9 protein-coding genes are annotated in these 11,466 nt (G+C 34.7%); 6 read left to right on the forward strand and 3 right to left on the reverse strand.

From position 1 onward, the window contains the following. Positions 1-223 precede the first annotated feature (223 nt). The 3 genes from AN34_RS15395 to AN34_RS15405 form a co-directional block, all read right to left on the reverse strand. Positions 224-901: a response regulator transcription factor gene (locus tag AN34_RS15395; RefSeq protein ID WP_029286852.1), complete on the reverse strand. Its 678-nt coding sequence runs from the start codon at positions 899-901 to the stop codon at positions 224-226. A gap of 96 nt (positions 902-997) precedes the next feature. Further along, positions 998-2,203, reverse strand: a complete 1,206-nt coding sequence (locus AN34_RS15400; protein WP_029286853.1) for an aspartate aminotransferase family protein — start codon at positions 2,201-2,203, stop codon at positions 998-1,000. Between the two features lie 28 nt (positions 2,204-2,231). Further along, a complete protein-coding gene (locus AN34_RS15405) occupies positions 2,232-2,942 on the reverse strand; it encodes a LytTR family DNA-binding domain-containing protein (protein ID WP_051666633.1) in 711 nt (236 codons plus the stop codon). Positions 2,943-3,510: 568 nt separating this feature from the next. Between AN34_RS15405 and AN34_RS15410 the strand changes: the two genes are divergently transcribed. The 6 genes from AN34_RS15410 to AN34_RS15430 all read left to right on the forward strand — a co-directional run bounded on the left by AN34_RS15410 (position 3,511) and on the right by AN34_RS15430 (position 10,694). Continuing rightward, positions 3,511-5,940: an outer membrane beta-barrel protein gene (locus AN34_RS15410; protein WP_029286855.1), complete on the forward strand. Its 2,430-nt coding sequence runs from the start codon at positions 3,511-3,513 to the stop codon at positions 5,938-5,940. Between the two features lie 84 nt (positions 5,941-6,024). Continuing rightward, the gene (locus AN34_RS21705; protein ID WP_157263325.1) at positions 6,025-6,210 is read left to right on the forward strand and encodes a hypothetical protein; all 186 of its coding nucleotides are present in this window, start codon (positions 6,025-6,027) and stop codon (positions 6,208-6,210) included. 52 nt (positions 6,211-6,262) lie between these two features. Next, positions 6,263-7,243 carry a hypothetical protein gene (locus AN34_RS15415; RefSeq protein ID WP_029286856.1) on the forward strand — a complete coding sequence of 327 codons (981 nt, stop codon included), beginning with the start codon at positions 6,263-6,265 and terminating at the stop codon, positions 7,241-7,243. Continuing rightward, positions 7,227-7,466 (forward strand): hypothetical protein, encoded by a 240-nt coding sequence (locus AN34_RS15420; protein WP_029286857.1) that lies wholly within the window; start codon positions 7,227-7,229, stop codon positions 7,464-7,466. Before AN34_RS15415 ends, AN34_RS15420 begins: the two co-directional genes overlap by 17 nt. Continuing rightward, the gene (locus AN34_RS15425) at positions 7,447-8,445 is read left to right on the forward strand and encodes a hypothetical protein (RefSeq protein WP_029286858.1); all 999 of its coding nucleotides are present in this window, start codon (positions 7,447-7,449) and stop codon (positions 8,443-8,445) included. Before AN34_RS15420 ends, AN34_RS15425 begins: the two co-directional genes overlap by 20 nt. Next, positions 8,439-10,694 (forward strand): peptidase domain-containing ABC transporter, encoded by a 2,256-nt coding sequence (locus AN34_RS15430; protein WP_029286859.1) that lies wholly within the window; start codon positions 8,439-8,441, stop codon positions 10,692-10,694. The genes AN34_RS15425 and AN34_RS15430 overlap by 7 nt, the downstream gene beginning before the upstream one ends. Positions 10,695-11,466: the final 772 nt, after the last annotated feature.

An 11,466-nucleotide genomic window follows, 5' to 3' on the forward strand; every position in this document is an offset into this window, starting at 1 on the left:
TTTAGAGGATTAGATTGATAAGATATCGAATTGTTTAGGTCTTTGAGTGTCAAAAAAGATAAATTTTAAGAATTAAATGTTTTGTAATCATAATAATCAATCAGCCGACTTCTTTACCTTCCCATTTTAAAACCGCAAACTGTTAATTAAAAACTATTATTTGGCTCTGTAAATACTAAACTTCTAACCCTTTAACCGATTCTTCAATCTCTCAGCTCTTCTCTTAACAATTAATCCTGTATCCAATACTCCTTACGGTTTCAAACCAGTCAATAGGCGTGGTTGCGGCCAGTTTTTTACGTAAATTTTTAACGTGTACATCTACAAAGTTGGAGTCAGAATTAACTTCTAAAATATCACCCCAAACATGTTCAGTTAAACTCATTCTAGACACTACGCGATTTTTGTTTAATACAAGGTAATTAAAGATTTCGAATTCTTTTTTAGTTAAATTCAGTCGTTCTTCTCCAAAAGAAACAGTTCTGTTTTGAATGTTTAACAAGAAGTTATGAACATTAACTTCATTTTTTTCAAGCTTATGTTTCCTTCTGATAATGGCATGCATACGTGCTAAAAGTTCATTTAAGGAGAACGGTTTTGGTAAATAATCATCTGCACCTTCATCTAGACCCTTAATGCGATCATCAACTGCACTTCTGGCGGTTAAAATGATCACAGCATCATCACGATCCTTCATGGCTTTGAGTTGTTTTAATACCTCAAAACCATCACCATCAGGTAGGCCTAAATCAAGTAAAATGAAATCGTAATTGTTAACGAATATTTTTTCTTCAGCAGATGATTTTTTCCAGGCATGCTCAACTATAAATCCTTCTTTGCTTAAAAATTCATCCATTTCAAGCGCCAGGCTTTTTTCATCTTCAACTATAAGTACGTTCATTTTGCTATTTATTTATATACTTTGAGCTTTTAATCTTTAGTATGTCACTTTGCTTTAGTCTTTCAGCTTTAATCTTTCCGCTTTATTCTTTCTGCTCTAGTCTTTCAGCTTCCCTTCAACAACTAAGTTAATATTTTTCAGGATAATGTTGCAGGCCTCCTCAATTTCTGTTTTAGTGATAATGAGGGGAGGAGCAATACGCATGGAATTGCTGCAATGCAAAAACCAATCTGACAGTACACCATCTAAGATACAGGCATCAATGATTTTCTTGTTGATCTCAAAATTTTCAAATTCAACAGCCAGCATCAAGCCTTTCCCTCTGATTTCTTTAATTGCAGGATGTTTTAAAAGCGACTTAAAGAGTTGCCCTTTTTCTTCCACTTCATCCACAATCTTATTATCCACCAAAGTTCTCAAGGTGGCTAAACCGGCTGCGCAACAAACCGGATGACCACCAAAAGTGGTCATGTGGCCCAAGATTGGGGTATGCGATAGAACGGACATAATTTCAAGCGAACTGATGAAAGCACCGATGGGCATTCCGCCACCAATTCCCTTCGCCAGTAGCAGAACGTCTGGTACTATATTATAATGCTCGAAGGCAAACATCTTACCACTTCGCCCAAAACCTGATTGTATTTCATCGAAAATTAAGAGTGTTCCCGTTTCCTGGCATTTTGCTTTTAAGGCTTGCATATAAGCCAGGTCTGCTACCCTAATTCCGGCTTCACCCTGAATCGGTTCAATAAAAACAGCTGCAATTTCATCCGTAATTTTATTTAAGTCAGCAGTATCATTATGTTGAATAAAACTCACATGAGGTAAAAACGGACCATAACCTGACGAATAAAAATCGCTTTCCATCAAACTTTCTGCACCTTGCGTACTCCCGTGATAGGCATTTTTACAGGCAATGAAACCTTTTCTTCCTGTATAACGTTTCGCCAGTTTCATGGCACCTTCAACGGCTTCGGTGCCCGAATTTAAGAAGTAAGTGCAGCTTAAACTTTCTGGTAAAATATCAGCCAGGGCTTTTGCAAAGTTTACCTGAGGTGTTTGCACATATTCGCCATAAACCATTAAATGCATGTAAGTTTCGGCCTGTTCTTGTATGGCCTTAACAACTGCCGGATGGCAATGGCCAACGTTGCTTACGCCGATACCGGCTATAAGATCTAAATGTTTTTTGTCTGATGAATCATAGATGTAAACGCCCTTAGCCCTTACAAATTCGAGCATAAGTGGTTCGGGAGAGGTTTGTGCATTGTGTTGTAAAAATAATTGACGTTGGGTAAGCATAGCACAAAAGTACGGAAAAGGCGTGATTCTAATTCTTATTCGTCATCTTATGATAAAAATAAAGGTACTTCCTCCCGATATTGATTCTGATATCATTGTTCAAGATGATATAAGATCTTTCCAATGTTTTTACCTGATTATCCCCAACAATAAATGACCGATGTACCTGGGAAAAACCTTTTTCTGAAGATAATAAAGCTAAAGCTTCGGCAAAACTTGAATTGGAAAGAATGGTTTCCTGTTCTAAATGAACTTTGATTACGCGTTCTTGGGCTTCTATAGCATAAATTTGGTCCAGCTTTATTTTAACAAACCTGTTTCTTTGTTCGATACTCTTTAATAATATAAAATCTTCAGTTTTGTTGGTTTGAGTTGAAGTTGTTGTGGAAAATATTTTTTTTATGATTTGATCGAACTTTGCCTGTGAAAATGGTTTTAACAAAAAAGCATCTGCTTCCAACTCATAAGCATTTATGGCATAAGCAGCATGGGCGGTGGTAAATACCAGTTTATTGGTTTTGTGCTTGATCAGTTTAGCTAGTTCTAGGCCATTTATGCTTGGCATTTCAATATCAAGAAAAATTATATCAACCGGTTTTCTAAGGTTTTCGATTTCTTTAAGCGCATTTTCAACAACACTGTATGATTTCAGCAATTTTAACTTTGGCTGTGCAGCAATATAATCTGTAATAATTTCTAAAGCAAAAGATTCATCATCAATAGCAATGCAAGTATACATTTTCCTAAATATTTATAGTAACTAATTATTCTATTTTGGAATAATTTAGACTAAAGTAATAGTTATGTTACATATTTCCAAGTGCCAAAAAACTTGAAATATAAAAATGGTCATTTATGTGATCTGGATGGTTGTTCATGTCGATTAGATGGTAGTTGGTGCAGAAAATTTTATTTTATTTTTTTTAAATACAATTTTGAGGTAATTAATTAAATATGAAAAATATATAATCATTTTGTGGGATTGAAGTATTAGTGGGAGAAAAATTAATTTCTACAGTTTATGTAAGAAAACTTGCTAATTCAGAATCCTATGATTCATCACACAATCATTATGAATCAAAGAAACATGATACCTCAACAAGTGATGACCTGAGTATATCAATGGATTTCTTTATATACACAGATTTTTGATATCGGCAATTGATAATAGTGACTTAATTAGTATTGTAAAACCACCACGATTTTATTATGTATTTCTTTGATAGATTTAAACTTAGGTTTTGAGCATGATGAAAAATCCTTTCCCATTTATCGACTTTAATAAGATAAAATTCCCAATTTAAAATATGCTTAAGCTGCCTGTAACCCGTATTTCGTTAAAGTATTTGCTCATCATTATCTGTTTGGTAGGATTTCTTCGTGTAAATGCTCAAGAAAAAAAGGTAATATTGAAAGGGAAAATCAGTGATGTAGCAAATGTTGGGGTAGCGGGTGCAAAGGTTAGTCTTTTGACGAGTGATTCTGTTATTGTAAGAACTTCGGGCAGCGACGAAAATGGCAGATTTAAAATGCTAGATTTACCTACAGGAAGTTACACTTTGTTGGTTTCATCATTAAATTTTATCAACAGTGAGAAAAAAATCACATTAACCAATGATACACAAACAGAAATTATACTCGGAGAAAAAGTACTTGCCTTAAACGATGTTGTAGTTAATGGAAAAGCGCCAATGTTCGAAAGAAAAATAGACCGGATGGTTTTTAATGTAGGAACAAGCGAAATAGCAAAAGGAAACACGCTTAATAATGTGCTACAGCTATTGCCGGGTGTTGTAATAGGTACTGGAGGAAATATACAACTTAACGGTAAAAACGGACTTAGTTTTATGGTAAATGGTAGACTGCTTAAAATGACAAGGGAGCAGCTTGCAGCCTTTCTTAAATCAACCCCATCTAACAATATTGACCTTATAGAGCTGATCACTTCACCATCGGCAAAATATGATGCACAAGGAACCGCAGGACTGATTAACATCAAACTTAAAAAGAACAGACAGTTTGGTCTCAGTACCGATATTTACACGGATTATACACAGGGAATTTATGGTAATGGTACAGCAGGTATAAATATAAGCTATAAAACAGGTGTCGTGAATACTTTTATTAATTATAGCCATAATAAAAGTAACTATCTGGCTGATGAAGAGAGAGAACGAAATTTTTTGGATAACGTAAACAGTTACCGTTATTTTTCCAAGACATTTGGGAGGTCTACAACCAGACAGAATTTTATTAACGCAGGTTCAGATTTTTATATTGGCAAGAAAAATATAATTGGCTTAATGGTTGATGCGGGCCATAATAACAATAACGACCGTTCACCATCATCCACCTATATCTACAAAAATCTTTCATCGTCTCCCGATTCTCTTACCATTATTGGAAGCGAATTGCTGAAAAAGATTAATGACCTGAATACAAATTTGAATTATACTTTGCTAACAGATACTTCAGGGTCAAGCTTTAAATTTAATGTTGATTATAACCTGAATAGGGATCTTATGGAGTACCAGAGCAGTTCTACCACCTTTGACCATTTATCATCCGCACCAGGGCTTTCTTTCCTGATCAACTATAATAGCCCCACTAATATCCGTATACTCACCGTAAGGGGTGACTATAAGGCTTTACTCAAAAACAAGGACTATCTTGAATTTGGATCGAAATACAGTAAGGTTGGAACAGATAATAGCATATCCTATAGTACCATTTCAACAGTAAACAACAGTAATATTTTTAGTTATAACGAAAAGGTCACCGCTGCCTATGTTTCCTGGACGAGAGAGGAAGGAAAAAGATGGAATTTCAATGCAGGGCTGCGTCTTGAAAATACACATACTAGGGGAATTCTTAACAATGGAGAATCAGATATCACCAAAAACTATACTGATCTTTTTCCAACGATTGCCATTCAACATAATATCAACGAAAAGAATCAATTGAATGTTTCCTACAATAGGCGTATCAATAGACCAAATTATTCAGATCTTAATCCTTTTATTATCTATACGGATAGATATAATTTCTCAAAGGGAAATCCATACCTAAGTCCGATGTATTCTCATACAGTAGAACTAAGCTATATGCTCCTAAACAAATACTACCTTACGGTTTCTGCTGCAAAAACCAATAATGCATATGCTACCGTTCCGGTACAAAACGATCAGTCCAAGATAACGGCAGTTGAATACCAGAACCTCAATCGGTTTCTAAACTATAATATCGGGCTGACTATACCCATTACTTTTGCGAAATGGTTTTCGTCCAATATCAATTTATCTTATTATTTGAACAGGTATACCACCGTACTCACTTCTGGAAACGGATTCCGTTCGAGCCAGAGTTCTATAGATATCAATATATATAACAGCATCAAACTGCCACATGGTATTAATCTTGATATTTCTGGATTCTATGTTTCTCCCCATACCTCAGGCGTCGAGTTGATTAAACATAAAAGTAGCGTTTCCGTAGGAGCAAGCAAGTCGTTTTTAAAAGACAATGCCTCTATCTCACTCAGAGGAAGCGATATTTTTTACACCAACCAAGAAAATACGCTCATTAATTTTCTCAACCAAAACACAACATCACACTTCAAACAGGATAGTAGGCAGATCAGCCTTTCTGTATCATATCGTTTTTTTAAAGGTAAACCGTTTGAAGAACGCAAACGCGAAAAGGGAAACAAACAAGAGAGTCAAAGGATAAAGCAGTAATTTTTAAATAAGAAACTACATAGGCCGTGTATAGGGGAAGCTGAAAACCTAGCAGAGTAAGCAATAAAAATCTAAAGAAAAAAAATGAAAAAAGAACTTTTAAGCTTGAACCAGTTCGAGTCAATGAATGAAGAAACATTGTTAATGTCTACTTATGGAGGTACTTTAGCAGCACTTGCATCAAAAGATCATGATAATTCGAATGATCATGATAATTCGAACAATCATGATACATCAAACAACTACGATACGAGTTCAAATAACGACTAGTAAAAATTAAAAATCAACCTGCTTGAATTTTCAGGTAGGTTGATATATAACTATGGTACTAATACTCTCTTTTAAAAAATTTGAACAGGGAACTGATCCTATAATTGACTGGCTGATACATTTTAATGTAAGATTTTTAAAACTAACTATTGATGATTTTGTAAGTTCCACTTCGAGGCTAAAGTTTAATATGGACTTGGGAGCGGTTTATTATGGCGATATCGATTTGGTGAAAGAAGTAAATGTGATCTGCTATAGAAGACTTTTCCAAAGTGTTGAACATGTTGGGGAAGATGAGTTTTTTTTTCGTCAACTTAATAATGAACTCGGACAGGAGGCCAAATACCTTGCTGAATATTTCTTTTTTTTACTGCGCGAAAAAACCTGGATGCCAAAACCACATGTTCTTCAGGTAAACAAACTTGAATTATTGAGCATCGCAAAATCAAATGGGATGAATGTTCCCGCATCAGTTGTAGTAAATAGAAGGAAAGAACTAGGAAGCTTCCTTGAGCGATGTCCAAACGGAGTCATTTTTAAACCTGTTAATCACTCATCTTATTTCATAACAAAAGAGCACACTCATTTTATGTACGTAAAAGGGATTTCAAAAAAAGACCTTGAGCATTTACCAGAAGAGTTTGGTCTGACTTTATTTCAGGAGAGGATTGTTGCCGATTTTGAAATAAGGAGTTTCTATCTCGATGGAGAATTTTATTCTTCTGCGGTGCTCCTCTCAGGTCAGTCAGAAAGTATAGATATTAAAGAGAGTGCATCACTGGATACTACACATTGGGTGCCCTATATACTCCCGAACGATATTAAAGAAAAACTCCATCTAACCCTGTTCCAAGTAGGCCTAAATACGGGGTCTATCGACATAATTAAAGACAAAGATGGAGTATATTATTTTATTGAGGTTAATCCTGTAGGTCAGTATGGTGCAGGTTCATACAGGAATAATTATTTTATTGAAAAAAAAATTGCGGAATGGATAAAATCTAAAGATATCATTTATGAACATACAAGATAACAAAGAAATAATTTTTTCAGCCGAGACTATAAAAAAATTACCACTTGGCTATCGGTTTCTAACCAAAATGTCAACCGATCATGTCCCTGAACTCCGCATTGGCGCCAAATATAGTCAGAGCAAAAGGCATGGTGCAGATGCCTATTTGACCTTCGACATAGAGAAACCAATTTCCAATATTTACCTTGACATTCCCATTATCAATGATACCCAACAATTCTAACAATCATTATCTCAGAATATATGCCGATTGTGTTCCAGTTTTAGGGAAAGAACGGAGTGCGCTTTATAATCTGTCGCTTGGATTTATAAAGCTCATTCCAAATGCGATGTATGAGTTGATAAAAGAATTACAACTTGAACCTGTTTCAAGTATTAGGAAAAGTTATCATCATTGTAGAGAAACCTTTGAAGAGTATCTTACCTTTCTATTGGAACACAATTGGGCCTTCATTACCGATACTCCAAAAGATTTTCCGCAAATAGAAGATCATTATTATAAACCATCTGTTATTTCAAATGCTGTAATAGAATATGGTGAACCTCAAGGGTATGATATCTTAGCCTTATTTGACAATCTAGATCAGATGAACTGCAAGCAGATCGAACTTCGTTTTGATGATAACAATGTATCAATAGAACACATGCATAAAGTATTAGGCTATTGTGAAGGTACTACTACACGCTATATTTGCCTTTTGGTCAGATACAATATAGGTATGAAGATCAATGAATTGGAATCCTTGATGACGCGATATAACAAACTTGGGCAATTGATTGTTTATGGTTCCGAATCTTTATCGCAAAGCTCGGCTGATAATCGGATCATCTTAACCCATGAAGACATCAGTAAGACACTGTTTTATAAACCATATCCCAAAAACAAGTATTTCGTAAATATGAACTTTTTCTATGAAGCACTTAATGCAAACCCTTATTATAATGGGAAAGTAGCTATAAATAAGTTTGGACATATTAAAAACTGCTTGCTTCATCCTAATTCCTTCGGTAATGTAAATCATAATCAGCTTACTGAGATTATTTCAACAGAATCTTTCCAACGTCTTTGGAAAGCAAAACCTGATCTTATAGAAGATATCAGGGATTCTGAATTAAGGTATTGTATGTTTATAACCGATCGATTGGTAGAAGCAGGAAATAATACTTTCCAGATTTTCCAAAATGGTGATGGAGTATGTTAAAAAAACGGTTCAGATTTTTCAGGCAGCTCGACATGATGGACTGTGGTCCTACGTGCTTAAAGATGATTTGCAATTTTTACGGAAAAAAAGTTTCCCTTGAATATTTAAGAGAACTATGTAATAATACTCGTCAGGGTGTAAATCTCGGTGGGTTAAAGGAGGCCGCACTTTCTTTAGGTATGAATGCTGTTGCAACAGAAATCAGTATTGATCAATTGGTTAACAATACCGCTCCCCCAAGTATACTTTTTTGGCGTCAGAATCATTTTGTTGTTCTGAAGAAAATCAGGCGTATCCATTTTGTCATAAAACTGTTGAAGATTGACTTCTGTTACGAAAGATTTGTTGTAGCAGATCCTGCCTATGGGATAATCAGCCTTTCACAAGAAACGATAATGCGAAACTGGACGGCAGGATCAGATTCAAAAAAAGGGATAGTCCTTTTGCTAGAAAAGAATGAAAATTTTAATGTGATGGAATTAGCTGTCAGCAATAACAAAACTCAGAAAAAAAAAGGTCTCCAGTTTATAATCAGTTATGTTAAAGATTATAAGAATAACCTCTTTGCACTTGTAGTGTGTATGATTCTGGGATCTGTCCTTAATTTGCTGTTTCCTATTCTTAATCAACGGATTGTAGACACTGGGATAGCTTTTTCAGATGTTAATTTTATCTTCGTTATCCTTATCGCCCAACTATTTGTTTTTTTTGGTTCTACTGTTTTAGAGCTACTTAAAAGCTGGATATTGCTTTTTGTTAATAGTAGGGTAAGTATTACACTTACCTCTGATTTCATCATCAAGATGATGAAATTACCTATGAAATATTTTGATGTGAAGTTAATAACAGATATTATCCAAAGGTTAAACGATAATAACAGGATACAACGTTTTCTTACCGTTTCTACATTGGAGGCTTTTTTTGCACTGGGTAATTTTACACTATTTTCTATTCTCTTAGCTTCATACAGTTTAAAGATCTTCCTCATTTTTTTTTCCGGCAGTATTTTCTCTGTTAGTTGGATACTGTTGTTCATGAAAAGAAGAGCATCATTAGACTATAGTAAATTCGATATTGCCTCTGAAAATAGTAACAATATACTTGAACTCGTTTCGGGAATGTCTGAAATTAAACTTCATAATGCGGAAGATGCGATGCGTTGGAGATGGGAAGATATCCAGGTCAGATTGTTTTCATTAACCTCAAAAGGACTTCAACTCGAGCAATACCAGACGATAGGAAATGGCTTTTTTACGCAACTTAAAAACATAGCAATTACCTTTATTGCCGCCAGGGCAGTTATTTATGGCACACTTTCGCTCGGCGAAATGCTCAGCATTTCCTATATTATCGGCCAAATGAATGCTCCGATATCTCAGCTTATTTCTTTTGTTGGTTCAGTTCAAGATGCGAAAATCAGCTTAGATAGGCTTAATGAAATAAACAACAGAGATGATGAGGACGCCTCTGTTTATGAGTATATTGATACACATTTGGATCATGGAGCTAATTCTGCTGATATTATTGTCTCAAATGCGTCTTTCAAATATGATGGAACAAATGTAGTTGTCCTTAATAACCTGTCGCTACACATCCCAGAAGGTAAGATTACTGCTATTGTAGGGACAAGTGGAAGCGGAAAAACAACATTGATGAAGATTCTACTGAAATTTTATAAACTTGATAAAGGGGAAATAAAAATAGGCGAAAAAAATTTCAATGCTCTATATGCCGGTAAGTGGAGGAAGAGATGCGGGGTGGTTATGCAGGATGGTTATATCTTTTCTACAACCATAGAAAATAATATTGCCCTTGGAGAAAGTAATATTGATCAAGATAGACTTAAAATTGCTGTGAGGATGGCAAATATTCAAGACTACATAGAACTCCTACCCCTCAAGTATAAAACTGTTATTGGAAATGCAGGCAGTAACATTAGCTTGGGACAAAAACAGCGTATATTGATTGCCAGAGCGGTTTATCAAAATCCTAAATTTCTATTCTTTGATGAGGCTACAAGTTCTTTAGATGCTAACAATGAAAAAGTCATTATGGAAAATCTTAACGAATATTTTAAGGGACGTACCGTTGTGGTAATCGCTCATCGACTCAGTACCGTAAAAAACGCACATCAGATACTTGTTCTCGATAAAGGAGAAATCGTTGAACAGGGAAGCCATAAAGAACTAGTCAATCTTAAAGGTCAGTATTATAATTTGGTCAGAAATCAGCTCGAGCTCGGTTATTGATATGGAAACTTTCAAAAGAAGTCTGGAATTTCAAAAAATACTAAAGAAGAAGCCATCTTTTGTAACGAAGTGGGGTGTATACCTGCTTACTTTTATAGTCGTGGCACTAGTCTTATCCTCTAAAAGTGTTAGTTATCCAATATTCATTCCCGGAAAGATAGTTAATGTTCCTAAAAAAATGCTGTACTTCGATAAACGGTATGATAATTTGTTATCAAAGTTTATTGGCAAAGAAATTCGGTTAGCAAATATAAAAACTACTAATCAACAGTATATATTTAGGATAACAAAGATAATTGAGAAAAATAATGGAATAATGGTGCTAATGGATAGAATTAATGAAGAGCACTTCTGTTCTTGGCAAGGAGATATACAACTCTTAACTCATTTAACGTTATATGAATATATTTTTCAAAAATAGTTTTACAATTTAATCTATGATCACCGATTAAATATTTGAATTTTTTATCTTTCGATAAAAAGATGAACAGTCAGAACTTTAAGTTGATCAATACAATCTTACAAAAGGGAACTTTAAATCATTCAGGTGAAAAACTTAGCAAATCTTAAAAGCTTGTACCAATTTAAATATTAGTTAAGTGTTTATTCAAAAAATACCCCGAAGCTCTGCTTCGGCGGTCACAGCTGAAAGTTTGAAAACAAAGAGTTTTCATCGGGTTGGGTGATAAAATAAGTATTTTTGTTTATGAGTGATCATATTCACAAGAGTCATAACAAAAGTTTGCTGCTTTATCATTTGGTCTGTCCGATT

The organism is Pedobacter sp. R20-19 (assembly GCF_000708265.2).
Classification (GTDB): Bacteria; Bacteroidota; Bacteroidia; order Sphingobacteriales; family Sphingobacteriaceae; genus Pedobacter.

Bases quoted from the DNA above. Each gene is read 5' to 3' on its own strand.
- AN34_RS15395 (WP_029286852.1), bottom strand. From the start codon at position 901: ATGAACGTACTTATAGTTGAAGATGAAAAAAGCCTGGCGCTTGAAATG.
- AN34_RS15400 (WP_029286853.1), bottom strand. From the start codon at position 2,203: ATGCTTACCCAACGTCAATTATTTTTACAACACAATGCACAAACCTCT.
- AN34_RS15405 (WP_051666633.1), bottom strand. From the start codon at position 2,942: ATGTATACTTGCATTGCTATTGATGATGAATCTTTTGCTTTAGAAATT.
- AN34_RS15410 (WP_029286855.1), top strand. From the start codon at position 3,511: ATGCTTAAGCTGCCTGTAACCCGTATTTCGTTAAAGTATTTGCTCATC.
- AN34_RS21705 (WP_157263325.1), top strand. From the start codon at position 6,025: ATGAAAAAAGAACTTTTAAGCTTGAACCAGTTCGAGTCAATGAATGAA.
- AN34_RS15415 (WP_029286856.1), top strand. From the start codon at position 6,263: ATGGTACTAATACTCTCTTTTAAAAAATTTGAACAGGGAACTGATCCT.
- AN34_RS15420 (WP_029286857.1), top strand. From the start codon at position 7,227: ATGAACATACAAGATAACAAAGAAATAATTTTTTCAGCCGAGACTATA.
- AN34_RS15425 (WP_029286858.1), top strand. From the start codon at position 7,447: ATGATACCCAACAATTCTAACAATCATTATCTCAGAATATATGCCGAT.
- AN34_RS15430 (WP_029286859.1), top strand. From the start codon at position 8,439: ATGTTAAAAAAACGGTTCAGATTTTTCAGGCAGCTCGACATGATGGAC.